Here is a 26,575-nt window from a genome sequence, read left to right as displayed (position 1 = left end):
ACGTGTCGGCTGCGCGAGATAACGTCCTGATCATTCATTGGCACGACCTGGGGCGACACCTCGCGAGTTACGGTGTCGCCGGGGTCAACAGCCCCCATCTCGACCGACTGGCGGCAGAAGGCATCCGGTTCACCGACGCACACGCGACGGCGCCGCTGTGCTCGCCTTCGCGCGGATCGCTCTTCTCGGGCAGGTATCCGCACAACAACGGTCTGATCGGGTTGGCGCACCACGGCTGGGAGTACCACGCGGAGGTGCAGACGCTCCCGCAGATCCTCTCCGACAACGGTTGGTACACCTCGCTGTTCGGCATGCAGCACGAGACTGCGTATCCGAAGCGACTGGGCTATCACGAGTACGACGTCACCAACTCGTTCTGCGACTACGTGGTTCCGCGTGCCCAGAACTGGCTACGACGCTTCCCGCCCGAGCCGTTCCTGCTCACCACGGGATTCTTCGAAACGCATCGCCCGTACCCCGCCGATCGCTATACCCCGGCGGACACCGCAGCCCTGGAGGTCCCCGGATACCTTCCGGACGTGCCACAGGTGCGCGAGGATCTGGCCGAATTCCACGGCAGCGTAGAGGTGGCCGACGCCGCGGTGGGGGAACTGCTCGCGACGCTCGAGGAAGAGGGGCTCGACGAGAACACCTGGGTCTTCTTCCTCACTGATCACGGCGCGGCGTTCCCGCGTGCCAAGTCGACGCTCTACGCCCCGGGTACCGGTATTGCCTTGATCGCCCGGCCCCCCGCGCGGTATCGCAGTGGCGGAAAGGAATACGAGACACTGTTCAGCGGTGTGGACCTTGTTCCGACCATTCTCGATCTGCTCGGAATCGACGTCCCCACCGAGGTGGAAGGGCGCTCGCACGCCGATGCCCTCGTCGACCGCGGAACCGAACCGTCCGAGCCCGTTCGTACCTCCTTGTTCACGGAGAAGACCTTTCACGACAGCTTCGATCCCATTCGTGCGGTGCGCACCAAGGACTACAGCTACATCGAGAACTACGCCGTCCGCCCCGCTCTGGATCTACCGCTCGACATCGAGGACAGTCTTTCCGGAAAGGCGCTCGGCACCGAGCATCTTGCGGTACGCGCACCCCGGGAGCTGTACGACCTCCGTGCCGACCCGGACGAGAAGATCAATCTGATCGATCGACCGGAAGTCTCGGCAATACAGGCGGAATTGTCCTCGCAGCTTCACACGTGGCGCGCCGAAACGGATGATCGTCTCCCGGACGAGGCATTGGGAAGCGCGATGGCGGTGCACCGCATGGCGGCGTACCTCGAGAAGATCGGTGTCCGACCCAACGTGCGGTCCGCCTACAGTGCGGACCGCGGTTACCTCGAGTCGGACACCGAAAACCCTTAGGTTCGTGCGGTCTCGCGCTCCTCCAACAATGCGATGACCCGCTCGACCAGCTCGTTGATGTCAGCGCCGGTTGTGTCGAATGCCAGGTCCGGATCCTCCGGCGTCTCGTAAGGCGCGTCGATTCCGGTGAGCCCCTTCAGTTCACCCGCCCGCGCACGTGCGTACAGGCCCTTGGGATCTCGACGTTCGCATTCTTCGACGGGAGTGGTGACGGCAACTTCGAGGAAAGTGAGCCCGGCAGCTTCGTTGAGAGCACGCGCAATTGCTCGATCCGAACGCAGCGGTGAGACCATCGACGCGATGGCAACGACGCCGGCGTCGGCGAACAGTCGAGTGAGATGCCCGACGCGCCGGATGTTCTCGGCCCGGTCTCCCGGCGAGAACCCGAGATCGTCGGAGATGCCGTGGCGGACGTTGTCACCGTCCAGGAGATACGCGGTGCGTCCCGCGTCGACCAGCGCACGTTCGACAGCCACAGCGACGGTGGATTTTCCGGAGGCAGGAAGGCCGGTCAGCCAGATCGTCGCGCCCTTCTGGGTGGTAGACGCCCACCGCCGCTGACGTTCGAGTGAAGACGGATGCCACTTGATGTCGTTGCGTGTCTGCTCACCGGGAACGACGACGCGTGGCTCGAGAATGGTGCCGGCGCCGACGGTGTCGTTGCTCTGCTCGTCGATCAGGATGAAGGCGCCGGAGTCCCGATTGTGGTCGTAGGTGTCGGCGACCACCACGGAACTGGTTCGGAGCGTGACCGTTCCGATGTCGTTGAGCCCCAGTTCGACTGGGCTGTCCTGCTCGTCGAGCGTTTCAGGATCGAGACGGGTGTGCAGTTCTTGGACGGTCGCTCGCACGGTCCGGGACGTGTGTTTGAGCGCTATCCGATCGCCCGCGCGCAACGGTGTGTTGGACAACCAGCAGATGGTGGCTTCGAGTTCTCGGGCCAGAACCGGCAAATGAGCCTGCGCACCGCCACTGACCAGAACGTCGCCACGTCCGACGTCGATGTCGTCGGCCAGTTCCACCGAAACCGACAGTGGTGCAACGGCAGTACTGCGGTTGTCGTCGAGAGTGTCCAGACTGATCACGGTGCTCTTCGATCCGGACGGCAGGACCACTACCTCGTCTCCGACGCTCAGTGTGCCTGCCGAGATCCGGCCGGTGTACCGGCGACGATTCTGCGGATCGGGGCGCGAAACCCATTGCACGGGAAGCCGAAGCTCCTCGATGTGGGTCGCGGGCGCATGGAGTTCGACGCCTTCGAGGTACTCGAGGAGCGTCGGCCCCTCGTACCACGCGGTGTTCTCGGACCGCGTCACGACATTGTCGCCGGCTTTCGCGGAGACCGGTATGGCGAGTACGTCCTCGCGTCCGACTTGCCGCGCCAAGGTCCGTAATTCTTCCTGCACCTGAGCGAATCTCGCTTCGTCGAAGTCCACCAGATCGATCTTGTTCACCACGGCTACAAGGTTCGGAACACCGAGCAGTGCGGCGATTCTGGCGTGCCGACGGGTCTGACGCAGCACGCCGGTCCTCGCGTCGACCAGCAGGACCGCTACGTGAGCATTGGATGCTCCGGTGAACATGTTGCGCGTGTAGCGTTCGTGCCCCGGGGTGTCGGCAAGTACGTAACTTCTGGTCGGAGTGGAGAAGAATCGGTACGCGACGTCGATCGTGATGCCCTGTTCACGCTCGGCACGTAGTCCGTCGGAGAGTGCAGCCAGGTCGGCGACACCGTGCTCGTCGGTGACGGAATCGAGGTGATCGGTTGGCAGACTGTCGGTGTCGTGCAACAGTCGGCCGATCAGCGTGCTCTTGCCGTCGTCGACGCTACCCGCCGTGGCCAGTCGCAGGAGTTGGCGAGTGATGGTGGTCGTCATCAGAAGTAGCCCTCACGCTTTCGGTCTTCCATCGCGGCGACCGACGTTCGGTCGTCTGCGCGAGTCTCGCCTCGTTCGGAAACCGTCGCGGCCGAGATTTCGGTGACGACGTCGTCGATAGTGGTGGCGTGCGATCGAACGGCGCCGGTGATGGTCAGATCGCCGACGGTTCGATATCGCACCCACTCGGTCGTTGCCGCGGCGTTCTCGGCGTCGGTGCTGAATTCGGAAGCAGCGAGGAGCATTCCGTCGCGCTCGAATACCCTCCGCTGGTGCGCGAAATAGATGGACGGCAGTTCCAGTTCCTCCTGGGCTATGTAGCGCCAGATGTCGAGCTCGGTCCAGTTGCTCAGCGGGAAGACACGAACGGACTCGCCGCGTCTGATCCGACCGTTGTAGAGCGACCACGGTTCGGCCCGTTGCGCTCGCGGGTCCCACTGGCCGAACTCGTCACGGAAGCTGAGGACTCTTTCCTTGGCGCGCGCACGTTCCTCGTCCCGGCGGGCGCCGCCGAACGCGGCGTCGAACCTTCCAGCTTCGAGAGCGTCGAGCAGGGTTCTGGTCTGCAGGCGGTTTCGCGATCCGCTGGTCTCGGTCGACTCCTGCACTCTGCCCTGGTCGATCGAATCCTGAACGGAAGCAACCAGAAGTGTGTGCCCGCCCTCCTTGATTCGGCGGTCGCGAAATTCGATGACCTCCTCGAAATTGTGACCGGTGTCGACGTGCAGGACCGGGAAAGGGAGTGGGGAGGGCCGAAACGCCTTCTCGGCCAGACGAAGCAGGACTATCGAGTCCTTGCCGGCCGAGAAGAGCAGTACCGGTCTCTCGAGTTCTGCCACCACCTCTCGAATGATGTGAACCGCTTCAGATTCGAGAACTCGGAGTTCGTCGACGACATCGGTGACGGTGCTCATGTGACGGGATATCCGTTCTGTTCGGCGTCGATGCGATAACGCTGCACCCATTCGCGGGATCGTCCGTCGCTCTGACGACGCAGCGGCGGTGGCGGGGCCAGTTGTCCGTCGAGGCCGAGGGAGATGAGGGTTTTTGCGACCACGGACTGCGGGTCTTCGGTGAGATCGCGGAACCCGACTTCGATGGGAGAGATGTCCTCTTCCTCGAACCAGCGCTTCCATTGGCGTTCCTGCTCACCGAGAATCGTCACCAGGTGCGCGATTCCGACTGCGTTGTACTGCGCACCGTCCGAGAGATTCGGTGGAGTCGCGTCGTCGCGCCAGACCTGTGTCTGCACGGCGCGCCACATCGACACAGCTTGAGCGACGACATCTTCTCGATAGACGTGGATGAACTGCAGGTCGTGATCGAGGGTGTCGTGGAGTGCAGAACGTAGGTCCGTCCCACTGCGCCAGGGCAATCCGGCCGCGCGATCGAGTAGGAGCGGCGTCTGGTTCCACATCAGCTTGCCACCCCAGACTCCGTTGGGGGTTCGGCCGAGTTCGAGAAGTTGTGTGCGCCACTGTTCGGAGGTGCGAGTGTCCGGCGTGCCCGGGTGGAACGGGGCTAGCAGACCCAGGACGGACTCGTCCGTGACGTCTTCGAACCACTGCCTCGGTTGCGGCGATCGCGAGGTCTCGGGGAGGTACTGGAAGAACTCTTCCGGCTCACCCGCAACCCCGGTTGCTCGCAGGGATTCGACCAGCAAAGTACTGCCGCTGCGCTGCGAAGCGCAGACGAGAAACGAGCGTTGGGCCTCCGTCATGCGAGCAACGCTAAGGGGGGCCGGAAACCGCCGCAAGCTGGGAAAATAAACTCACGCAGAGGTTAAATCTCGACGTGAAACGTTAAATGTGCGGGTCACGAAATGTCGCGCTGAGGCACGTCTTACGCAGTTGTCGCAAGGGCCGCGGCAAGCCCGAATGCGATGGCCATGAAGACAACTTCACCGATGGCGCGACGCAGGGATCCGTCCGAACTCATGCGGTGTGCAGCGCTTGCGACCACCCATGTCCGGCGCCACCACCATCCCAGGGCGACGAGCAGTGCGATCGCCACGATCTTGGCGAGGATCACCCGGCCGTACGCGGTGTCGTAGAAGGCGGAGAGTGAGTCGAGTCGCACGACGGCGTTGACGATACCGGTGACGACCAGCGCGAGGACGCATCGCCAGGCGAGAGCGGAGTACTTGGGCAACCAGATCGCCCAGGCACCGCGCGACGGTACGGCAAGCGCGAGTGCGGCGAGCACGCCGAACCACAAGGCCGCAGCGAGGACGTGAACGGCGTCGAGGATCGATCCGAAGCTCTGCTGCGCCATGTGCCCGGTGATCGGGCGGGCAGCGAGCGCCAACGCGGAGACGACCAATGCCGGTGCGACGGGCACCGTCTCGGGATTGGTGAATCCGTAGATGCCGTAACAGACGACGGCAAACGCGCACGCGATGATCGCGACGCCGACGCGGCCGACGTTGACCTCGGAGACGAATGCGCCGAAGTGCCCGATGGTCAGCGAGGTGACCGGGGCGCCGTCGGCCGCTGCGGCATTGAGCACGAGGAGCGTGATCTCGGCGACGAGCCACACTGCTGCCACCGCGGTGAGCTGAGTCCACATGACGGCGGGGGTTGTCGCCGGGCGGCGTTCACTGCGGCCCATCCAGGCGAGCGTCGCGATGCCGAGCGTCAACGAACCACATCCGATCGCGAGAACGCGGACCGTGCTCGACGATTCGGGTCCCGACGGGCTGGCGAGGCCCCAGGCGATCAGGACTCCCAGCAGAGCTGTGGGTACGGCAAACAGCAACCACCACCTGTTTGCCGTACCCGTCACGCGATCAGCTCGACTTCGGCTTACGGAGCACGAAGAACAGCGCACCGCCGAACACGACGACGCCGGCGACGATGAAGATCCACACCGGCATGCTGCCGGACTCCGACTCACCCGTACTCGACGCGGCGGCAGCGCCGGGAGTGCCCGACCCCGCCTCGGTGAGGGTGAACGTCAGGGTTCCGTTGACGGGGTGACCGTCAGCGGAGGTGACGCGGTACGCGATGGTGTAGACGCCGGTCGGCCCGAGATCGCCGAGGTCTGCACTGACAGTGGGTCCTTCGACGGACGGATCGCTCTTGGTCCAGAGGTTGCCGTCGGGACCGGTGACGGTCAGCGCCGCGAACTGCGCCTGCAGAGCCTCGTTGAACGTGACCGAAACCGTGTCAGGCGCAACCTGAATGGACGCACCGTTTTCCGGGTTGGAGCCGACGACCGCGGAGTGTGCACTGGCCGTGCCCATTCCGAGCATCGTGGCCAGCATCGCGAGCATGCCGACGGCGATGACCTTGATCCGGGTACTCATCAGCGCTTGCTCCTGACCAGTGCGCCGAGGCCGAGTGCAGCGCCCAAAGCACCGAGCACCAGGCCGATGCCGCCGAGCCAGCGGGCGGTGTTGTCCGACGAAGAGTCAGAGGCTTCGGATGCGGCGGACGTCTCGGCAGTGTTATCGGCAGAGGGGGCTCCGTGGGCATCGCCGGTGGACGCGGCGAGAGTCAGCGTCGGGGCGGGCTTGTCCGGCTCGCTGCCGTCGGCAAGCTCTTCCTGATCCCAGTTGACGACGTTGCCGTCGCTGTACGTCTGGACGGCCTTGAACTCGACCTCGTCCTGCTCCGGCAGCGGGCCGGCAGAAAGGACGAACTGCTGGAACTGGCCGGGGGCGATTCCGACGCCGGGGTCGGCGGTCCACGTCACGGACTTGGCGACCAACGAGGTGGGGTCCTTCTCCACGACGGCGGTCCAGCCGGGCATCGGTTCGGTGCGTGCCGACTTGAGGTCGGGGAGCGCCACCGTCAGCTTGGTGGTCGAAGCGGTGTCGGATTCGGTGGGCACGCGGAACGTGAGAACGGAGTATCCGCCCTGCGCAGCTCCTGGTGCGACGACGCTGACGTGTGCTGAAGCAATTCCGGCGGCCAGCAGCACGGCGCTGCCGGTAGCGACGGTCGTGACAACCGCGCGCGAAATCAGGGTGTTCTTCATGTCGGGAAGTGTCCTCTTGGTCTGGTGAAGGGGTGGGGCGTTCTACGAATCTTCAGACCAGGGCAGGAGGACCGCGCCGCGAGATGCTGGCGCGAAGTAGAGCGTCGACAGGTCCGTGATGGATTCCGGTCGAGACGGTGTGGCCGCGGGAAGTGACAGCGGCGGGAGCCAGAGACGCCAGGACGACGTGGAGAGCGTGGGTGACAACTCGGTAGAGGCGCTCGGCGGCCAGGACCGCCACCGCACAAGCGACGGTGGCACCGGCGTGAGCACCGAGCATCACCAATCCCGGAGCGGGCGAATGAGCGTGCTCGGAGAGCGTCATGGTGGTGTGCGCGGCGAGCTGACCCAGGCCAAGGGCCACGATCAGGGCAGCGGGCCCCCGAGAGAGGGCGGGAAGGGTGGCCGTCACGGCACCGACGGTTGCGCAGACGGCGAGCAACAGGGTCAGCGACGACGACTGTGGCAGCTCGCCTCCGCCGATCCCGTGCGCGGCGACAGCGAGAGCAGCCGAAGCGGAACCGACAGCTGTCCCCCGGAGGGTCGCGGTCTGCTCGGCTGCTCTCACTGGCGTTCTCAGGTCTAGCGCACGCCGAGACGTGCGAGCAGATCTGCTTCGACGCCGTCGAGTTCGGAAGAAATCGCCTGGTGAGCTGCCTTACGGCGAGCCTGCGGCATCTGCTCGGCAGCGCGAACTGCCGTGCTGAGGTCGCCGAGGCGCTCACGGATGGCGGCGGCGAAACGCTGCGTCTCCGCGTCGTCGGGCTTGCGGCTGAGGATCTCGGTGACCGAGCTCTCGGCACCGGCGATACGAGCGCTCAACTTCGCGCCGTGACCGGTGTAGTCACCGAGCTGGTCTACGGCGATGCCCATCTTCTGTGCACGCGTGGTGTCGAGCTGGGCGCGCACCGCCGTGGCTGCGCGGTAGGCGATCGGCAGGAGAACGGGGGCAAGCAGACGTGCCACTCCCAGGTACTTACGCACCTTGGCGACGGTCAGGCCCTGATTCGCAGCGGCCTTCTCCTGCGCCTTCAGGGTCGCGATCTGCGCCTTTTCGATCTTGTGCTGTGACTCGATCTCGGCTTTCTCCAGCTTCTTGAGCGACTTGGTCTCGACCTTGTCGCGCTTACGCTGGCTCTTGGCGTTGAGCTTCGCCTCGACCTCAGCCTTGTGCTTGAGAGCCTTTGCCTCCGCCTTGCGGGTGGCACGAGACTTTCGCTTCTTGAACAACCCCATCGAAAAGGACCCCGTTTCCAGGTGTTTGTGTGTTGCCAGGTACCTGCGCTTCGGCTTCAGCCTAGGGGAGCACATAATCTTCGTCATCGTGTGTTCCGTTAACAACCCCGCGCCCCAGCTCCCGATCATCGATTCGGGGGCGTTGACCCGATGCCGTCATCGGGTGCGTCTGGACGGGTTGTTTCCCGGGAAATCGGCTTCGGAACCCGTCGACACCGGCGTCAAGCAGCGCCAGGACGCCGCGATCGCGAAGCGCGCGGAGATCGCCGAACTCGTGATCGGCGCTGCTCCCGAGCGTTGGGTGAAGATCAACCCCGATCAATCGGCGTCGGCTCAGGCTCGCGACACCTTGGCTGCCTGTGAGGCCGGCGCGGACCGGATCTGGGGCGCGGTCTTGCCGGTCGAGCGCGACACCGGCCGCAAGGGCCGCTGCGAAATGCTCATCCGTGACGACGAGGGTGGCGGGTACATCCCCGTCATTGTCGTCAATCACAAGGTGACCGATCCCGGCCAGGGCGCGATCACCTCGGGGCTCTTCGAATGGGAGCCCGCGGCCGATCCCAAACGCAAGGTCCGCAGTCAGGTCCGCGATCAGATGCGCGTCGCGCAGGTCTATCGGATGCTCGAGCGTCGTGGGCTGGCGAGCCCGTCGCTGACGGCAGGCGCGATCGGATACAACGGAGACTGCATCCTCGTCCACGACCTCAGCGCGATTCTCGACGATTACGACGAGCGTTTCGCCGACCGTATCGCTGTGGCCCGCGGTGAGGTGCTGACGTCTCCGTCACAGGTGAGCGAGTGCAAGTCCTGCCCGTGGTGGACCGAATGCAAGCAGGAGTTGGTCCGCAACCGCGACGTCAGCCTCGTCGCTGTCGGATCGCGGGCCGAGCTTCTGCGCGACGTCGGCTGCAACACGATCGATCAGTTGGCCGCCTGGGACGGCGAGCCGCTCGAAGATTGGCCGCACGGAAATTTCGACGACGCAGTCGTGATCGCCAAGGCGTGGTTGGCAGATGCTCCGTTGGTGCGGCGGTTCGAGAAGATCTCGGTGACTCGGGCGGACATCGAGATCGACGTCGACATGGAGAGCTATCAGGAGCACGGCGCGTACCTGTGGGGGACGTTGCTCAATGTCGGCGGCTTCTCGATGTATCGAGGATTTGCGACGTGGGATCCGCTGCCGACGCGTGACGAGGCGCGGTCGTTCGCGGAGTTCTGGGGCTGGCTGATGGCGGAGCGCGCCGCGGCTGCTGCTTCGGGTAAAACCTTTGCCGCGTACTGCTATTCGCGTTCAGCCGAGGACAAGTGGCTGTTGGACTCGGCTCGCAGGTTTGCCGGTGAACCCGGGATTCCGAGCAAGGACGAGATCCGTGAGTTCATCGACAGTCCGCAGTGGGTCGACATCTATCAGGCGGTGAGCGATCAGTTCATCTGCCCGAACGGCAAGGGGCTCAAGAAGATTGCCCCCGTTGCCGGATTCAACTGGCGTGACGCCGAAGCCGGTGGCGAGGCGTCGATGGCGTGGTACCGCGAGGCGGTCGGCTACGACGGTGAGCCGGACGAGACGCAACGGACACGCATCCTGCAATACAACGAAGACGACGTCATTGCCACCAAGGTCCTCCGTGAGTGGATGACGGACCGCGCGGAGAAGGAAATTCCGCTGGCTTCCGAGTTGTAGCGCTGATCCGTTCTGTCGCGATTGTCTGAAACATCCTATTTAACAGTATGTTTCAACTCGTAGTTTCTCGTCATCGTGTGTCCGGAACCCGCATCCGCGCTACCTTCATCTGGTCGGCTCCACGATGGAGGGTGTTGCATGCTGAGCAGGCTGGCTTCGAGTGCGAGTGACGCCGAACTGTCTGACGTCGAGCGGCGCGACCTCTTCGCACGCCAGATACTGCAGGTGACGACGGTCGCGCCACTGGCCAACATGGTCAATGTACTCAGCGTGTGCGCTTTGCTTGTGTATGTCGTACCCCCCGGTCACAACGAGTTTCGGGTGATCTGGGGTTCTGCGGCCTTCTTGGTCGTCCTCAATTCGGTGCGCGTCTGGATACCGCGAGTCGTCCTGAAGGGCCGGTACACGCCCAAACATACGACGAGGTACGACTACTGGGCGCTCATGCTCGAGGTGATCCTCCTTGGGCTTCTGCTTGTCGTTCTCGCCGCCGCGATGCTTCCCGTGACGGACAACTCGCGAAAGCTTGTGCTTATAGCGACATTCGCCGGAGTCATGGGCGCCGGCGCCGTAGCATTGTCGACGGTTCGGTCGATAGCGGTAGCGTGGATTCTGGTGCACAGCATCGGATTGCTCGTCGTTATCCTGCCCAAGAGAACTACGGAATATGCTGTCCTCTCGTTCCAGTTGGTCGTTTACTCGGTGACACTGATTATCGGCGTCGTGTACCTCTGGGCGTCGTTCCGAAGTCGTTGTCTCGCCGAGTTCGAGGCTGCTGCCGAGCGCCAGACGGTCAGTTTGCTTCTCGACGATTTCGAGGGTGGGTCACGCGACTGGCTGTGGGAAGTCGACACCACCGGGACGTTGTCGCACACCTCCGCTCGGCTGTCACAGATCTCGGGAGTCTCCGTCTCCGACCTGCGAACGCTGTCGCTGCGCGGATTGTTGGATCGGCTCGACGTCGGTTCGACGAAGAGTGGACGAGCCGCGGTCCACGTCATCGGAGATCACCTCGACCGCCTCATGCCGTTTCGAGAGGTCGTCATTCCCGTTCGTGTCGGCGGCGTCGACCGATGGTGGTCTCTGTCGGGTCATCCCAGGCTTTCCGAGGCCATGGAGTTCGTGGGTTGGCGAGGCGTGGGCTCGGACATCACCGAGAAGTACAACTACGAGCGGCGAATTCTGTGGCTTGCTGCAACCGACGGACTGACCGGGCTCCCGAATCGCCGGACGTTCGGCTCGGAGCTGTCCGACGCGCTCGGCACCGTCCGAACCGGCGAGGAAGTCCTTGTCGGAATCCTCGACCTGGACAATTTCAAGTCGGTGAACGACACGTTAGGGCACCCTGTCGGTGACAAATTGTTGATTTCCGTTGCTGCACGGCTCAATCGGGTGGTCGACGGCGCCATGTGTGCGCGAATCGGTGGTGACGAATTCGGCGTCGTCTTGCGGGAAACAGGGGACGGCGGAGAGGTGTTCGCTCGCTATCTGGATGCATTGCGTGAGCCGTTTTACGTGCGGGGGAATCGCATCGAGGTTCGTGCATCGATCGGCTATGCCGGCGCACCCGCAGATTCCGAAGACGCGGACACGCTTGTCATGTCCGCCGACCTGGCGCTGTATGCGGCAAAATCCGCCGGTAAGAACCGGGTAGGAAGATACTCACCGGTGCTGCGGGCGCGGGCCAGGGAGCGAGCATCGGCCCTGCAAGAACTTGGGCTTGCGATCGAGTCTCGGCAGTTCGAGCTGTACTACCAACCGCAGGTTCGTGCGGACACCGGCCGCGTCGAGGGTTTCGAGGCACTGCTTCGCTGGAATCACCCGGTGCGGGGCGTGCTTGCACCGCACATTTTCATCGATGTCGCGGAGGAGACCGGCTTGATAGTCCCTCTGGGGCTTCAGGTACTGAACATGGCGTGCGCCGAAGCCGCGACGTGGCCCGACGACACTTACGTGACGGTGAACGTCTCTCCGGTGCAACTGATGTCGTCCGGGTTCGGATCGGCCGTGAACGATGCGCTGGAGGCAAGCGGTCTTTCCGGCAAACGGCTTCAGCTGGAAATCACAGAGACGGGAGCAGTGGAGGAGCTTGCCGTCGCCGAGTTGGATCGCCTGCGTGCCACCGGAATTGCGATCGCCCTGGACGACTTCGGAACCGGCTATTCGTCTTTCGAGAGTTTGAAGAAACTGCCGTTGGACATTCTGAAGATCGACCGGTCGTTCATCACCGAACTGAGCGAGGGTGATTCGGCAGTTGTCACTTCGGTGGTCGAGGTGGCGAAGGCGCTCGGTATGCAGTCATTGGCGGAAGGCGTGGAGACGGCCGACCAGCTGAGGCTCTTGCTTACCGCCGGTTGCGAATTGGTTCAGGGTTACTACATCAGCCGACCGATGCCGGCGAAGGAAGTGGCCGAGTACCTCAGCGCAACTGCCCACTCCAACGGTGGGTATTTTCATTCGTTCTGACAACTGTGCGCCTTTATTAACCGCGGGCGGTTAATAAAGGCGCACAGCAGGGAGGTTAGCGCGGCGCCATGCGCAGTGCGCCGTCCATGCGGATGGTCTCGCCGTTGAGGTAGTCGTGCTCGACGATCATCTGCGCGAGCTGCGCGTACTCGGACGGCTGGCCCAGGCGGGACGGGAACGGAACGCCGGCCTCGAGGCCCTTGCGGTACTCGTCGGTGACGCCTGCGAGCATCGGGGTGTCGATGATGCCGGGAGCGATCGTGTTGACGCGGATGCCGAACTGCGCAAGGTCACGGGCAGCCGGAACCGTCATGCCGTGCACGCCGCCCTTGGAGGCGGAGTACGCGATCTGGCCGATCTGGCCTTCGAAGGCAGCAACGGAAGCGGTGTTGATGACGACGCCGCGCTGGCCCGACTCGTCGACGGCCTCGGTCTTGGCGATGGCGTCGGCGGCCAGGCGCATGACGTTGAAGGTGCCGAGCAGGTTGACGGTGATGACCGTGCGGAACAGCTCGAGGTCGTGCGGACCCTTCTTGGACAGGATGCGTCCGGCCCAGCCGACACCGGCACAGTTGACGACGATGCGCAGCGGGGAGCCCGACTCGACGATCTGGTTGATCGCTGCTTCGACCTCTTCGCCGCTGGTCACGTCGGTGGGGATGAGGGTGACGCCGGCGGGGACGTTGTCGCCTGCGCGCTCGATCGACGCGGGCAGATCCAGGCCGAAGACGGTAGCGCCGGCGTCGGCGAGGCGCTTGGCTGTTGCGGCGCCGAGGCCTGATGCCGCTCCGGTGACCAGTGCTGCGGTTCCCTTGATTTCCACTTCGTGTGCTCCTCGAGTTAGCGATCGGTAAGGCGGTGGTACGTGTCGAGAACCATAACGCGAGGGTGTATGTGAGGGCGAACGCGCGAGACCCGCGTAGGGCTGGGTACCTTGGACGCGAGGTCTGAGAGCAAAGCACCGGACGAGAGGGGACCTGCGTGAGCAAGGCGCCTGTGCGTCCCGCCGCTTCTGTCGAGAATTTCGAGCGGTTGCAGCGCGACCCGCTCTTCGAAGATCTTGCCGAACTGATTGCCGAGGTTCTCTCCTACGCGTTCGACGCTCCGGCCGCCGTCGAGATCGAACAGTGGACGATCAGTTGCCTGCCGTCGACCAACCGATCCGCGGAGCGCCATCGCTTGTTCACGCTCAATATCGGTCCGATGGAGATTCTGAGCGTCGAGTGCCATCTGGTCGGCGGTAAGCCGATCGAGCACGTCATGTCCGTCTACGTATCCAGTTCGGCACTGGAATCGCGAACCGGCTGCAGCATCGAAGAACTCGACGCCAAGCACGATCTGGTCGCCATCAGACGCACCGAGTTGGCGTCCGCCGACGGCGACGGGACCGTGATCGACTGCAGTCTCGAGGACTCGGATGCGTTGGAACAGTTCGCTCAACTGCCCGTCGACATGACGACGGTTCGTCCGCTCGCGGAGCATCTTGTTGCCAAGGGCAAGGGCCCATTTCGGCAGTATCACAACGCCGGGTTCGCCAAATATGTACTGGAAAGGTCGCTCGACCATGGTTGATCAGCTGCCCATCCGACTCCCGCGTGTGCTGCGAGACGGGGACGATGCCGGCGCGGTCGACGTGCTGCAGGAATATTTCACGAGGCCGCTCCGAAAGACCGGTTATCTCCGAACCGGTGCGTTGTGGGATTCCTGGGATCCCAGTGGCAATCGCGATCGTGATGCGAACATCTTCACCGCGGAAGATCTTGTTGCGGTGACGCTTCTGTCGGTTCAGGTTCCGGCGCAAGGAGCCTTCTTCCTGCTCGGGGAGAACAATGCCGAACTGAACCGACTCCTGGCGGACGTGGGCCCGGATCGCGATCTGTCGAACGAACCCGATCCCTTCACTCCGGAATCCCCGGTGTGGCGGTTGGAGACGGCGCTTCGAGAGATTCACGGCGTCGGGCGAACCATGGCGTCCAAACTGATCGCGCGCAAGCGTCCGCGACTCTTCCCGATCTACGACGACGTCGTCGGGCGGGAGTTGGGAACGAAGTCGGCCCACCTGGAACCCGTTCGCGTAGCCATGCGGGAAGACGAGTTGCAGAGTCGACTCCTCGATCTACGTGCACGAGCAGGTCTCGACGAATCCGTTCCGGTCATCAGGGTGTTGGACGTGCTGGCGTGGATGCAGGGTAAGGGATACAAACCGGCACTCTAGTTTTCTTGTCGGTGGGTGGGTTTATTGTCGAATGTATGTTCGATAACGGATCGACGGGCGGTGTGGGCACATCCGTCGATGACGGCCGTCCTGTCGTCGACCCACTCGTGTTGCCGGACATGCTCTTTGCGACGGCGCAGAGCGAGAACATGCTTGCCGCGCAAAAGGTGCTCGGTGCATCCATGTTGTCGGAGTCGAGATTCAACGCCGAACTCGACGTGTCCGGTGATGTCGACAAGGCGTGGCGGATCGCATGCAACGAGATCGCGGTCATGCTCACGTGCTCGCGTCGTACTGCCGAAGTCCACATCGAGATCGGTGATGCCCTGCGGGAGTTCCTTCCGTTCACCAAGGCGGCCTTCGCTGCCGGCGAGCTGGACTATGCGCGCGTGCGCAAGATTGTCGACGGACTCACCGGGGCCGACACCGAGGCGATCGCAGCACTCGAGCGCCGGGTACTTGCCTCGGCGCACCGTCTTCCGCCCGGGCAACTGGAGCGCGACATCGAGCGCCAGCTCTTTGCCTACGATCCGGATGCTGCCGCCGAACGTCGCCGGAAGATGCTGGAACACCGCGATGTTCGCACGCGAGCAGACCGTCACGGACTCGCCCAGTTGCAGGCAACACTCAGCGCGACCGAGGCCGTCGAAGCGCTTGGCCTGATCAACGAGGCCGCCGGAAGCGTCTGCAACCACGATCCACGAAATGTCTCGACCCGTAGGGCCGACGCACTGGTCGCTCTGCTGCACGGCGAACAGGGGCTGACTTGTCAGTGTGGCAGCGAAACGTGCGAGGCAGCATCCACAGCAGCTCGATCGACTGCATCCTCACGTCGGAAGCCGTTGTTGCACATCGTGTGTGATCTGGCGACGCTCCTCGGATTGATGTCAGATCCCGCGAGCATCGACGGATACGGGCCGATCGATCCTGATTTTGCTCGCGAGCTCGCCGCTGATTCCACCTGGCAGGCCTTGTTCGTTGATTTCCGCGCCCAGGCCGCGGGGAACCGACCGCGTCGGCAGCATGCTCCGACTGTCCTGCCGCTTGTCACCCGACGTGATCGCCCAAGTCGCGAACCGAACGGCTGCGGGGATCGGATTCGGGCAATGCAACGGTTGGTCGCGCGATCACCGGACATCGTTCGAAGATCGGATGGGCATGGCACCCAACCCGATCCGCCTCCCGGCGCGCTGACCTATGCTCCGGGAGCGGCTCTGGCCGCATTGGTGCGGGCCGTCGACGGTCACTGCCGGTTCCCTGGCTGTTCGGTGCCCGCGAACAGGTGCCAACTCGACCACATCACCGAGTTCGATCCTTCCGATCCGAGACGTGGTGGGTGGACCATTGCGAGCAACCTCCAATGCCTGTGTCGTCATCACCATCAGGTGAAGACATACAGGTTGTGGACGCCGGTGATGCTGGAGGACCGTGCCATTCACTGGACCGATAAAACCAGCGGGTTGACGGCTGTCACGGTTCCGGAGAGGCACTGACTTCGAAGATGGTTTCCAGACCGTCTTCTTCGTCCCACTGCTCACCGACTTCGTTGAAACGGTACTGGCTGATCAGATTTCGTGATGCGATGTTGTTCGGACTGATGGTCGCTCGAACGGTGTGTACTTCGGATTCGCGACTTGCGACGTCGAGAAGTATCTCGAGGGCGGCCCGTGCGTATCCCTGGCGCCGGAACGCCGGGTCGATGCGATATCCGACCTCCACCATCCCGCGCGCATCGGGACGACCATGGAATCCGGCCAACCCCACCGGCGTCGAGGTGCGGGCATCGACTGCGATGCGGGTGATCCACGCGCTGTCGAGGGGATTCTCTGCTATCTGCTTGCTACGGTAGCGCCACAAGCCCTGGCATTCTTCGCCGAGGAGATACGGGGTCAGGAGGTCGGGTGCGAGTTCCATTGCAAGATTAGCGTTGTCTTCACCAAGTGCGTGGAGGGCGAGTGATGGAACCTGGACCAGTTGAAGTCCACGTCCGCCGAGTGTCCAGGGTAGTTCGGTGACTGTCACAGTTCGGCGATCGGAGTCGACAGCGTTATGTCGACGCCGATGCTCCGGAGATTGCCGTCGAGAACCTGCCAGATGGAGCGCCCCAGGAACTCGGCCAATTCCGCACTGGACACATCGGAACCCGGCTGGCTGAGCCAACGGTTGACGCTGACGTCGACCAATCCGATGACGCCGAAAGCCAAGGGCTCCGCCATCTTCGACGGTTTGCCACGGCTGGTGAGGATCGTGCCCAACAAATTTCCCAATTGGACGGCGATGGCCGTCTTGGTTCCGGTCACCACTTTCGAACCGGTGGCCCGCGTACTCGGCGAGCCCTTGCCTAAAAAGTGGTGCAGTCGTGGATATTTCACAATCCACTGAAGGTAGGTCTCGACGGCCCGTGAGATGGCCTCGCCGACGGTGCCCTGCGGCGTGAGAGTGGGGGCCAGGTCGGTCATCATCATCTCGAGGATGCGGACTCGCAGCTGCTCGTCGAGGTCGGCTCGATCCTTGAAGATCCGGTAGACAACGGAACGGGGGACGTCGGCGCGCTCGGCGATCTGCTGGACGCCGACGTCGGCGCCACCTTCGTTGACTGCATCGAGTGCTGCGTCGAGGATCCGCGCTTTGCGCTGCTCCTTGTGATCGTTCCAGCGAGTGCTGCGCCCGTCGGGCTGCGCCGACTCGGCTGTTTTTGTCATAAATCGAACGATACTCACCCCGCCATTGACTGGACAAGATGTCTCACATACTTTGGTGGGACAGCGTGTCACACACAGATACCGTTCTCTTCAGGAGTGGCAATGAGTAACAGGGTTTTTGTCGTCGGCGTCGGCATGACGAAGTTCGAGAAGCCGGGAGCCCGCGAGTGGGACTACCCGGATATGGCACGCGAGTCGGGTACCAAGGCGCTCGAAGATGCGGGTATCGACTACACCGAGGTCGAGCAGGCATACGTCGGCTACGTCTACGGCGAGTCCACCGCAGGTCAGCGGGCTGTCTACGAGCTGGGTCTGACGGGCATCCCCATCGTCAACGTCAACAACAACTGTTCGACGGGATCGACCGCGCTCTACCTCGCCACGCAGGCAGTCAAGAGTGGTCAGGCCGACTGCGCACTGGCGCTGGGCTTCGAGAAGATGCAGTCCGGGTCCCTCGGATCCACCTACGACGACCGTGAACAGCCACTCATGCGGCACCTCCTCGCTCTCGCCGAGCTGCAGGAGTTCGCGATGCCGCCCGCTCCGTACATGTTCGGCGCGGCCGGCGTCGAGCACATGGAACGCTTCGGAACCACTGCAGAGCAGTTCGCGAAGATCGCCGTCAAGAACCACAAGCACTCGCTCAACAACCCGTATGCCCAGTTCCAGGACGAGTACACCCTCGAGCAGATCCTCGAAGCACGCCAGATCCACGGGCCGCTCACCAAGCTCCAGTGCTCGCCCACCTCGGACGGATCCGGCGCGGCGATCATCGCCAGCGAAGCATTCGTCGAGAAGCACGGACTCGCTGCTCAGGCGATCGAGATCGTCGGGCAGGCCATGGTCACCGATATGAACAGCACTTTCGAGGACAAGAGCGCCATCAGCCTCGTCGGCGCAGACATGACCCGCAAGGCCGCCGAGAAGGTATACGCCCAGGCCGGGATCACCGCCGACGACGTCGACGTCATCGAACTCCACGACTGCTTCTCCACCAACGAGTTGCTGACCTACGAGGCACTTGGACTGTGCGCCGAAGGTGACGGCGGCAAGCTCGTCGACGCCGACGACACCACCTACGGCGGACGCTGGGTGGTCAACCCGTCCGGCGGCCTCATCTCGAAGGGCCACCCCCTCGGAGCAACAGGCCTCGCGCAGTGCGCCGAACTCACCTGGCAGCTCCGCGGAACCGCGGACAAGCGTCAGGTCGACGGCGCGAAGGTCGCCCTCCAGCACAACATCGGACTCGGCGGTGCAGTTGTCGTGACCGCATACAAGCCCTACGCACGCTGAATCACACCCTCAACCCGCCAGCTACCCACTAGGAGTTTCATCATGGCTTCCGTTTCCGTCTCCGCCGTACTGCCCGCATCCCCCGAGAAGACCTGGGATGCGCTCTCCGATCTGTCTCGCTGGGAAGAGTGGCTCACCATTCACCAGGGCTGGAAGAGTGAACTCCCCACCGAGGTCGCGTTGGGCGCCAAGTTCACCGAGGTCGTCTCCGTGATGGGTATGGCCAACAAGATCGAGTGGACCGTCGAAGAGGTCGAGGTTCCGAAGATGGTCAAGATTGCCGGTACCGGAATGGCCGGCGTCACCGTCGAATTCATCCTCTCGGTCGAGGCCGACGGTGCGGGTTCGAAGGCAACCGTCGACGCCAGCTTCAAGGGCACCATGATCGTCGGGCCGATCGGCAAGGCAGTTGCCAAGAACGCCAAGGCTGATCTCGAGGCCTCGCTGGCCAAGTTCGCCGAGCTGGTCGGGTAACGGCTCGATGACGACACCGAAGACCAGCGCGGTCGAATTCGATACGTCCGGGCTGGACGTATGGACCGATCCGGAGCACTTCGAGGTGACAGCCGAGCGCATCGCCGAATATGCCGCTGCCACAAACGACCCCATCGAGCGACACCTGAAAGGCGAGATCGCTCCGCCGGTCTTCGCGGTGGTACCCGTCTTCATGTCGATGGCACCCGCTGCGCTGTCGGTGGCGCCGGTCGAACTGCTGATGAAGCTCGTTCACGGTGAGCAGGACTTCCTGTTCCACCGTCCGATCTACCCTGGCGACCATCTGGTCGCTCGCGCCAAGCCCATCGGATTCGAGGGCCGGGACAACGGGTCCACCGTCGTCATCTACGTCGAAACCAAAACCGACAAGGGTGAATTGGTCAACGAGCAATGGATGACAGCGTTCTTCCGCAAGGTCGACGCGGGCCCCGGACTGGGCGAGAAGGCTCCCGAACACCGATTCGACGACGCTCTTCGCGCTGGTAGTCCCGCAGCGGTGGTGAACCAGCATATCGACGAGGACCAGACGTTCCGGTACTCACCGGCTTCCGGCGATCCGATGCCGATCCACCTTGACGAGGAGATCGCTCGGATGTCCGGGCTCCCCGGAATCATCAACCACGGACTGTGCACGATGGCGTTCACGTCGTGGGGAGCCCTGACCGAACTGGCAGGCGGCGAGACCGAGCGGTTGCGCCGTCTCGCAGTGCGATTCGCGAAGCCTGTGCTCCCGACCCAGGACATCGAGACGGTGTTCTACAAGTCGAGTTCGGCAGACGGAGCCACGTCGTACTCGTACGAAACCAGTGCGGTCGGTGACCTCGTGATCAAGGACGGCCTGGCGGTCATCGCCGACAAATGAGTCTTCATGTCCGACAACTGAACTGATGGGAATCTGAACTGATGGGAAGTCTCGACGGTCGCGTAGCGATCATCACCGGAGCAGGACGCGGCATCGGCCGTGAGCATGCGCTGCTCTTCGCTCGTGAGGGTGCGAGCGTCGTGGTCAACGATCTCGGCGGAGCAAACGACGGTTCCGGTGCAGATGCCGGCCCCGCGCAGCAGGTAGTCGACGAGATCGTCGCTGCAGGCGGCAAGGCTGTTGCCAACACCGACAACATCGCCACCTGGGACGGCGCCGAGGGCCTCGTCAAGCAGGCCGTCAGCGAGTTCGGCCGACTCGACGTACTGGTCAACAACGCCGGCATTCTTCGTGACGCCTTCATCGCCGGGATGGACGAGAGCCAGTGGGATGCAGTCATTGCCGTGCACCTCAAAGGGCACGCCGCGACGCTGCACCACGCTGCCGCGTACTGGAAGGACCAGAGCAAGGCAGGCGAGACCGTCCACGCTTCGGTCATCAACACCGCTTCGGCTTCGGGTACCTTCATGCCCAACGCGGGCCAGGGCAACTACGGCGCCGCCAAGGCGGGCATCGCAGCCCTGACTCTGGTGGCCGCTGACGAGCTCGATCGATACGGCGTGCGTGTCAACGCTATTGCGCCGATCGCGCGTACTCGGCTGACGCTGGCGACACCCGGTATGGGCGCGTTGTTCGCCGCCGAGGTCCCCGAGGGTGAGTTCGACGCGTTTGCGCCGTCCAACATCTCCCCGCTGGTGGCCTATCTAGCGGCAGCGGATTGCAAGCTGACCGGCAAGGTGTATGCCGTTCAGGGTGGGGCCATCACGGAACTCGCCGGCTGGCACGGTGTGAACACCATCGAGAGCGAGGGTCCCTGGACCACCGCCGACCTCGCAGAACGACTGTAAGCGCATGGCACGCAACGCATACGAACTCGGTCTCGGGCTGAGTGAGGAGCACACCGCGCTTGCAGATTCGGTGCGCTCCTTCGCCGAGCGCACCATCACCACCGAGCAGGTGCGCGCGGCCGTGGAGTCGCGGACCGAGGACAAGTTCCCCCAGTTCTGGACGGCGCTCGTCGGGCAGGACCTTCTCGGGCTCGCGGTTCCGGAAGAGCAAGGTGGTCACGGCGCCGGCCTGCTGACCCTGGCGGTGGCACTGGAAGCATTGGGCCGCACAGTCTCTCCCGGCCCGTTCGTTCCGACGGTATTGGCAAGTGCCGTTCTCGGTGTCGCCGATTCCAAGGCGGGACCCGAGTTCCTGCCCGGTCTGATCGACGGAAGTCGTACGGCAGCAGTCGCCTTGGGTGCACCGTTGGCGGCCGAGTCGTCGGACGGTGGGTACAAGATCACGGGCGCACTCGACGGTGTGCTCGGTGGTGAGCACGCCGACGTACTGCTGGTTCCGATCCAGTTGCCCGAGGGCGTTCGCTACGCGGTGCTCGAGAGCAGCGCAGTCGCGATCACCGTTCAGGACAGCATCGACGTGCTGCGCGGTAGTGCGCGGATCGAAGCTGACAATGCTCAGATCAGCGCCGAACGGATACTCGACGGTCTCACCGAGGCGCGGGTACGGTCCATTGCCGCAGTCGTTCTCGGCGCCGAAGACGTCGGCGTCATGTCCTGGTGTGTTTCCACTGCGTCGGAGTACGCCAAGACACGCGTGCAGTTCGGGCGACCCATCGGCCAGTTCCAGGGCGTCAAGCACAAGTGTGCGCAGATGGGCATTGCGCTCGAGCAGGCACGCGCCGTTGTGTGGGATGCGGCAAGCGCATTGGACAAGGGCGACGACACGGCAGATTTTGCCGCCGATATCGCAGCAGTCATCGTGCCGGACGCCGCAGTGCAGGTAGCGCAGGATTGTGTGCAGGTCCACGGCGGCATCGGCTTCACGTGGGAGCACGACGCCCACCTGTACTACCGGCGCGCGCTCTCGATCCGCGGCATTCTCGGTACCCGCGAGGATCGTGCCAACCGTGTTGCGCAGCAGGCACTTGACGGTGTCAGCCGGGCTTCGGTTCTCGAACTGCCGCCAGAGGCGGAGGAGATCCGCGGCGGCATCGCGGCCGAGCTTGCCAAGTTGGTCGAGCTCGACGAGGACGACCAGCTGATCGCGCTCGGCGACGGCGGCTGGGTTCAGCCTCACCTGCCGAAGCCGTACGGGCGCAGCGCCGCTCCGCTCGAGCAGATCGTCATCTCCCAGGAAATCAAGGCTGCCGGTATCTCGATGCCGCAGCTTCTGATGGGAACGTGGGCAGTGCAGGCCGTCGTGGCGCATGGTTCGGACAAGCAGAAGCAAGAGCTGGCCGTGCCGACCCTGCAGGGTGAGCTGGTGTGGTGCCAGCTCTTCAGCGAGCCCGGTGCTGGTTCCGACCTTGCGTCATTGTCCACGAAGGCCGAAAAGGTCGACGGCGGTTGGAAGATCACCGGTCAGAAGATCTGGACCACGGTTGCTCAGTTCTCCGACTGGGCGATGCTGATCGCCCGTACGGACGCCGGCAAGCCGAAGCATCAGGGCATCACCTACTTCGTGCTCGATATGTCGACACCGGGCATCACCGTCCGCCCGCTGCGTGAGATGACGGGTTCGGCGCTGTTCAACGAGGTGTTCCTCGACGACGTGTTCATCCCCGACGAGAACGTGGTCGGCGAGGTCAACGACGGCTGGAACGTCGCACGTACGACGCTGGCCGGCGAACGCGTCGCACTGAGCCAGAAGATGGAGGCGTATGCCTCGGACTCCGATCTGCTGAAGTTCGCGAAGTCGGCAGACCTGAGCCCGATCGGACGCTACCGTGTCGGCGAGCTGGTTGCGGAGAGTCAGGCGATCGACCTCATCGGCTCCCGCGTTGTGCTCAAGCAACTTTCGGGGATCGACGTGAGTACGACGTCGAGCGTCGGCAAGCTGTTGGCGATGAAGATCAGCCAGTCGATCGCCGAGTTCGTCGTCGCCGAACTGGGTGCTGCCGGAGCGGTCAGCATCCCAGGTCAGCCAAGCGACAAGGCGATGGAGCAGCTCATTTCGGGCCGTGCCACCACCATCTACGGCGGCACAACCGAGGTGCAACTCAACGTGATCGGTGAGCGCATGCTCGGATTGCCGCGAGACTGAGGGTATTTACCGGTGAGGCTCAGTCCTGGATTCTTCTCCAGGGCTGAGCCTCTTCCAGTTCGAAGGCCAATTCGAGGAGCGTGCGCTCGTCGCCGAGATCGGCGGAGAAATGCGAAGCCAACGGCAAACCGTTGCTGGTCTGATGCATCGGTAGCGAAATCGCGGGACCACCGGAGATGTTGTTGAGCGGTGTGAACGACGTGTACGCGATCAACTTGTCGAAAAGCTCCTCGAAAGGCTGAGCGGGAGAGAGGTATCCGAGCTCGGGGGTGGTGTGCCCCAGAGCCGGCGAGAGCACGACGTCGTACTTCAAGAACATGGCGCTGTACTGCTGCTGGAGCCGTCGCAGACGGTAGAGCACGCGCGGCGTCTTCACCAGGTTCTTCCGGTACAGCGTGTAGAGGCCCTTGGTGAGATTGTCGGTGCCGGACTTGTCGAAGTCGGGTCCGAGCATTTGTTTGCCACCGGTGGAGATGGCAAACGACAGAAAGCCCCAGTAAATGCTGAAGTCGTCGATGAATTCGGGGCCGACGGGCAGTGCCGCGTCCTCGACATGATGGCCAAGGCCTGCAAGGAGTTCGGCCGTAGCTTCGACGGACTTGCGCGTCTCGTCGTCCGTCTTGGTGACGGTGACGGAATCGGCGATCACGCCGACGCGCAGGCGGGTTGAGCTGGGTCCTTCGATCAAGCGAACCGGTGCGAGTCGCGGATTGCGGTAGTAGTTCTCAGCCGCAGACATCCATCGTGCAGTGTCGCGAACAGTGCGAGTAACGGCGCCCTGGGCGATCAACCGGATCGGCATCGACTTGTCGGCTGGATCGGCGATGGTGCGTCCGCGAGTGGGTTTGAGTCCGACGAGTCCGCAGGCAGCGGCGGGAATGCGAATCGATCCACCGCCGTCGTTGGCGTGCGCGATCGGGAGTACGCCGGCAGCAACAAGCGCGGCTGCGCCTCCCGAGGAAGCGCCCGACGAGTACGCCGGATTCCACGGGTTGTGGACGGGTTCTTCCGTCATGTACTCGGTGGACGCACTGAACCCGAACTCGGGCAGTCGGGTCTTGCCGATCGAAATGGCCCCGGTGGAGAGGAACTGCTTCGCAAAATCGCTGTCGGCTTTGGCGGGGATCGCGGTGAAGGCGGTACTGCCCTGCTGGGTGGGAAGGCCGGCGCTGTCGGTGTTGTCCTTGATCGCGGTGGGGACACCGGCAAAGACGCCCTTGGCGGGCCGGTTGCTCCTGGCGAGGGCACGATCGAAATCAGTGCAGGCCAGACCGTTCAATTGCCCCTGCACTGCCTCGGCGCGGGCGATCGATGCCTCCACGACTTCCCGTGCGGTCACCTCGCCTGATTCGATCCGGGCGGCGACGCCGGTGGCATCGAGGTCGCCCAGGGCGTCGTCGGTGAAAGCGTGGATGGGGGTGTTCGCGGTCATGGGGATCCTTGTCAGGCGGAGGCACTCAGGTCGTCCGTCCAGCATATTGGACGGACGACCCCTGAGTGGCGCTATCTGTGGATTGCGGTATCAGCTACCGAAGATCGTCACTGCCTGCTCGGCCGCCTGCGGCGCCTGCTGGAACACTCCCTGGGGGATGAACTGCTGCGGAATGAACTGCTGGGGGCCCAACTGCTGGAAGTTCGTGACCATCGGGTGGATGACGTTGTTGAATACATCGTTGAACATGTGTTGTGTCCTTCGGTTACAGCGTTTTTCGAACTTCTGACTCCATCGACACTAAGCACAGTTCTGGTGAGTTTCAACGAAAATCACTGATACACAGTCAAGTTCAAGTTCATTGCCAGCTGGGGGCCAGGAATCGGTCTTCCTTCACAGCTTGGACGCTGCGCCGTGCAGGTTCTTGGCTGTCGGGGAGGTCTCGACGGATTTGGGATCGGGGTACGTGCCCAGTACGCGATCGGCAGTTCCCGCGGTGGTGACGGTGAACCAGTAGTGCTCGTTCTTGAAGTGGTGGTTGCGGTGATTGCGCCAAACCGACCGGTAGAGAGCAGTTTTCGGCTTGTAGTCACTGTGGATGAGGAAATGTGTCCACTCGTAACCGAGGCCGAGCACGGAAACGAAGGTCAGGAACGTCAGACCGAGTTCGACGCGGGGAAATGCCAGGAGGGCGACGGCTGTCAGAACGGGAATCACGATCAGGAGCGTCTGCCACGGGATGAAGATGAGTGAGACGGTTCGCGGCGCAAAGTGGTGTTCCCGATGGCTGCGCGCCAGCCGTGAATCGAGTGTGACGCCGGCAATGGTTCGCGGCTTCCAATGGAGAACGAAGACGTGAATGATCCACTCCACGAAGGGGAATGCGGCAAGCATCACGAGCGGAACGAGGGCGTCGGTGATCTGCCAGTTGCCCACTGCGATGCGCGCCGCCGCGGCGGCCAGCAGCATGGTGCCGATCATCCACGGCGTCGGTGACTTGCGGAACGTCCGTGCGGCATCGGCGAGAGTGAGAGGCTTGCTCATGGTTTCAGTCCTTCCAGGAAGGTGAGAGCGTCGCCGATTGCCGTCGTGCCGGTGTGAAGGAGCTGTGCGGCTGACGTCTCGGCAGTTGGCTCGTCGTGTGAAGTGATGGCGGAGGCCAGTTTTCGATACAGGTCGGTCTGGCCGACTTCGGCGACCATGACGGATGCAAGTGCAGTCATAGCCGGCTCGTATGCGGCCCGAAGGCTGTTGAAGATCAAACGGAAGGCAATGGAATCTGCGCTGTCGACGACGACGTCCCAGAACGCCAGAGCGCGGTCTTGCAACTCCACTGGATCTTCGGTGGCGCCTAGTTGATCAACGGCCGTGTCGAGTTCTCGGGCGGATTCCGCGGAGATGCGACGGGCGGCCAGCACAGCGATCTGCGGTCCCATCAACTCGCGAGTTTCCAGGACGCTGCGCACCACGCTCAGGTCGGGGACGCCGTCGCGCACCAGCAGCTGGGGGAGAAGTTCGGGTCCGGCCTGGCGTCGAAAATCGCGCACCGACGTGGACTCGCCCTGGCGGACCTCGACGAGTCCGGCTTGGGCGAGCTTCTGAATTGCCTCGCGGACTGCGGGCCGCGAGACGCCGAATGCCTCGGCGAGCTTGCGCTCGCTGGGTAGTGCCTCACCCGCAGCCAGCTCTCCGGCCAGCACTTTCACCGAAATCTGGTCAAAGACTGCGCCGGAGGCCGAGGTACGTGCAACGGGTTGAAACATGTACCGACCGTAACGCGCTTATCGGTAAGAGGTCAAGTGGTAATACCAGTTCAACGATTGGCGGCTTGGCGCGAAAGAGATACGTCTT

26 protein-coding genes are annotated in these 26,575 nt (G+C 63.3%); 11 read left to right on the top strand and 15 right to left on the bottom strand.

Annotated features, from left to right (window positions below):
- Window positions 1–2: 2 nt before the first annotated feature.
- Window positions 3–1,373, top strand: coding sequence for a sulfatase (locus P3G66_RS23720; RefSeq protein WP_003944134.1), 1,371 nt, complete (start codon window positions 3–5; stop codon window positions 1,371–1,373).
- Here the strand turns inward: P3G66_RS23720 and cysC are convergent.
- From cysC to P3G66_RS23680, 8 genes are all read right to left on the bottom strand, one after another.
- Window positions 1,370–3,250, bottom strand: a complete 1,881-nt coding sequence (gene cysC, locus P3G66_RS23715; RefSeq protein WP_276117181.1) for an adenylyl-sulfate kinase — start codon at window positions 3,248–3,250, stop codon at window positions 1,370–1,372. The genes P3G66_RS23720 and cysC overlap by 4 nt on opposite strands.
- Window positions 3,250–4,164 carry a sulfate adenylyltransferase subunit CysD gene (gene cysD / locus P3G66_RS23710; RefSeq protein ID WP_047272728.1) on the bottom strand — a complete coding sequence of 305 codons (915 nt, stop codon included), beginning with the start codon at window positions 4,162–4,164 and terminating at the stop codon, window positions 3,250–3,252. Before cysD ends, cysC begins: the two co-directional genes overlap by 1 nt.
- The gene (locus P3G66_RS23705; RefSeq protein WP_007735934.1) at window positions 4,161–4,970 is read right to left on the bottom strand and encodes a Stf0 family sulfotransferase; all 810 of its coding nucleotides are present in this window, start codon (window positions 4,968–4,970) and stop codon (window positions 4,161–4,163) included. Before P3G66_RS23705 ends, cysD begins: the two co-directional genes overlap by 4 nt.
- Before the next feature lie 122 nt (window positions 4,971–5,092).
- The gene (locus tag P3G66_RS23700) at window positions 5,093–6,034 is read right to left on the bottom strand and encodes a CopD family protein (protein WP_214887208.1); all 942 of its coding nucleotides are present in this window, start codon (window positions 6,032–6,034) and stop codon (window positions 5,093–5,095) included.
- 4 nt (window positions 6,035–6,038) lie between these two features.
- Complete coding sequence (locus P3G66_RS23695) at window positions 6,039–6,557, bottom strand: copper resistance CopC family protein (protein WP_003944137.1); 519 nt, start codon at window positions 6,555–6,557, stop codon at window positions 6,039–6,041.
- On the bottom strand, window positions 6,557–7,231 hold the full coding sequence (locus tag P3G66_RS23690) for a YcnI family protein (RefSeq protein WP_276117180.1): 675 nt from the start codon (window positions 7,229–7,231) through the stop codon (window positions 6,557–6,559). The genes P3G66_RS23695 and P3G66_RS23690 overlap by 1 nt, the downstream gene beginning before the upstream one ends.
- Before the next feature lie 52 nt (window positions 7,232–7,283).
- Entirely contained in the window at window positions 7,284–7,799 is a 516-nt protein-coding gene (locus P3G66_RS23685) for a hypothetical protein (RefSeq protein WP_003944165.1), read from the bottom strand.
- A gap of 14 nt (window positions 7,800–7,813) precedes the next feature.
- Window positions 7,814–8,467: a DUF6474 family protein gene (locus P3G66_RS23680; protein ID WP_003944178.1), complete on the bottom strand. Its 654-nt coding sequence runs from the start codon at window positions 8,465–8,467 to the stop codon at window positions 7,814–7,816.
- Window positions 8,468–8,591: 124 nt separating this feature from the next.
- Here P3G66_RS23680 and P3G66_RS23675 point away from each other — a divergent pair, with 124 nt between their 5' ends.
- Window positions 8,592–10,148, top strand: coding sequence for a TM0106 family RecB-like putative nuclease (locus P3G66_RS23675; RefSeq protein ID WP_058227446.1), 1,557 nt, complete (start codon window positions 8,592–8,594; stop codon window positions 10,146–10,148).
- A 138-nt stretch (window positions 10,149–10,286) separates the two neighbouring features.
- The gene (locus P3G66_RS23670; protein ID WP_276117179.1) at window positions 10,287–12,614 is read left to right on the top strand and encodes a bifunctional diguanylate cyclase/phosphodiesterase; all 2,328 of its coding nucleotides are present in this window, start codon (window positions 10,287–10,289) and stop codon (window positions 12,612–12,614) included.
- 55 nt (window positions 12,615–12,669) lie between these two features.
- Here the strand turns inward: P3G66_RS23670 and P3G66_RS23665 are convergent, their stop codons facing one another.
- Window positions 12,670–13,437, bottom strand: a complete 768-nt coding sequence (locus tag P3G66_RS23665; RefSeq protein WP_003944195.1) for an SDR family NAD(P)-dependent oxidoreductase — start codon at window positions 13,435–13,437, stop codon at window positions 12,670–12,672.
- 158 nt (window positions 13,438–13,595) lie between these two features.
- Here P3G66_RS23665 and P3G66_RS23660 point away from each other — a divergent pair, with 158 nt between their 5' ends.
- From P3G66_RS23660 to P3G66_RS23650, 3 genes are read left to right on the top strand one after another with little or no spacing between them, the layout of a single operon-like run.
- Entirely contained in the window at window positions 13,596–14,186 is a 591-nt protein-coding gene (locus P3G66_RS23660; protein WP_030535862.1) for a hypothetical protein, read from the top strand.
- Entirely contained in the window at window positions 14,179–14,829 is a 651-nt protein-coding gene (locus P3G66_RS23655; RefSeq protein ID WP_276117178.1) for a DUF6308 family protein, read from the top strand. Before P3G66_RS23660 ends, P3G66_RS23655 begins: the two co-directional genes overlap by 8 nt.
- Before the next feature lie 35 nt (window positions 14,830–14,864).
- On the top strand, window positions 14,865–16,322 hold the full coding sequence (locus P3G66_RS23650) for an HNH endonuclease signature motif containing protein (RefSeq protein WP_276117177.1): 1,458 nt from the start codon (window positions 14,865–14,867) through the stop codon (window positions 16,320–16,322).
- On the opposite strand, the gene P3G66_RS23645 is transcribed toward P3G66_RS23650, so the two are convergent.
- Both P3G66_RS23645 and P3G66_RS23640 read right to left on the bottom strand, forming a co-directional pair.
- Window positions 16,300–16,743, bottom strand: coding sequence for a GNAT family N-acetyltransferase (locus tag P3G66_RS23645; protein WP_276117176.1), 444 nt, complete (start codon window positions 16,741–16,743; stop codon window positions 16,300–16,302). The two genes, P3G66_RS23650 and P3G66_RS23645, sit on opposite strands and share 23 nt — an antisense overlap.
- Before the next feature lie 104 nt (window positions 16,744–16,847).
- Window positions 16,848–17,531, bottom strand: coding sequence for a TetR/AcrR family transcriptional regulator (locus tag P3G66_RS23640; protein WP_276117175.1), 684 nt, complete (start codon window positions 17,529–17,531; stop codon window positions 16,848–16,850).
- Between the two features lie 102 nt (window positions 17,532–17,633).
- Here P3G66_RS23640 and P3G66_RS23635 point away from each other — a divergent pair, with 102 nt between their 5' ends.
- The 5 genes from P3G66_RS23635 to P3G66_RS23615 are packed head-to-tail and all read left to right on the top strand — an operon-like array spanning window position 17,634 to window position 23,292.
- Window positions 17,634–18,824 carry a lipid-transfer protein gene (locus P3G66_RS23635; RefSeq protein WP_007735955.1) on the top strand — a complete coding sequence of 397 codons (1,191 nt, stop codon included), beginning with the start codon at window positions 17,634–17,636 and terminating at the stop codon, window positions 18,822–18,824.
- Window positions 18,825–18,866: 42 nt separating this feature from the next.
- Window positions 18,867–19,298 (top strand): SRPBCC family protein, encoded by a 432-nt coding sequence (locus P3G66_RS23630; RefSeq protein ID WP_030535858.1) that lies wholly within the window; start codon window positions 18,867–18,869, stop codon window positions 19,296–19,298.
- A 7-nt stretch (window positions 19,299–19,305) separates the two neighbouring features.
- Window positions 19,306–20,181 carry a MaoC/PaaZ C-terminal domain-containing protein gene (locus P3G66_RS23625; protein ID WP_276117174.1) on the top strand — a complete coding sequence of 292 codons (876 nt, stop codon included), beginning with the start codon at window positions 19,306–19,308 and terminating at the stop codon, window positions 20,179–20,181.
- Window positions 20,182–20,222: 41 nt separating this feature from the next.
- Window positions 20,223–21,089: an SDR family oxidoreductase gene (locus P3G66_RS23620; protein ID WP_276117173.1), complete on the top strand. Its 867-nt coding sequence runs from the start codon at window positions 20,223–20,225 to the stop codon at window positions 21,087–21,089.
- 4 nt (window positions 21,090–21,093) lie between these two features.
- Window positions 21,094–23,292 carry an acyl-CoA dehydrogenase gene (locus P3G66_RS23615; protein WP_065456361.1) on the top strand — a complete coding sequence of 733 codons (2,199 nt, stop codon included), beginning with the start codon at window positions 21,094–21,096 and terminating at the stop codon, window positions 23,290–23,292.
- 19 nt (window positions 23,293–23,311) lie between these two features.
- On the opposite strand, the gene P3G66_RS23610 is transcribed toward P3G66_RS23615, so the two are convergent.
- The 4 genes from P3G66_RS23610 to P3G66_RS23595 all read right to left on the bottom strand — a co-directional run bounded on the left by P3G66_RS23610 (window position 23,312) and on the right by P3G66_RS23595 (window position 26,487).
- Window positions 23,312–24,724, bottom strand: coding sequence for an amidase (locus P3G66_RS23610; RefSeq protein WP_276117172.1), 1,413 nt, complete (start codon window positions 24,722–24,724; stop codon window positions 23,312–23,314).
- A gap of 90 nt (window positions 24,725–24,814) precedes the next feature.
- Window positions 24,815–24,973: a hypothetical protein gene (locus tag P3G66_RS23605; RefSeq protein WP_003944172.1), complete on the bottom strand. Its 159-nt coding sequence runs from the start codon at window positions 24,971–24,973 to the stop codon at window positions 24,815–24,817.
- Between the two features lie 144 nt (window positions 24,974–25,117).
- Window positions 25,118–25,768 (bottom strand): sterol desaturase family protein, encoded by a 651-nt coding sequence (locus P3G66_RS23600; RefSeq protein WP_276117171.1) that lies wholly within the window; start codon window positions 25,766–25,768, stop codon window positions 25,118–25,120.
- A complete protein-coding gene (locus P3G66_RS23595) occupies window positions 25,765–26,487 on the bottom strand; it encodes a GntR family transcriptional regulator (RefSeq protein ID WP_042920615.1) in 723 nt (240 codons plus the stop codon). The genes P3G66_RS23600 and P3G66_RS23595 overlap by 4 nt, the downstream gene beginning before the upstream one ends.
- Window positions 26,488–26,575: the final 88 nt, after the last annotated feature.

Source organism: Rhodococcus sp. C3V, from assembly GCF_029269915.1.
GTDB lineage: Bacteria > Actinomycetota > Actinomycetes > Mycobacteriales > Mycobacteriaceae > Rhodococcus_F > Rhodococcus_F qingshengii.
This window is presented reverse-complemented; position numbering and strand designations above follow the sequence as displayed.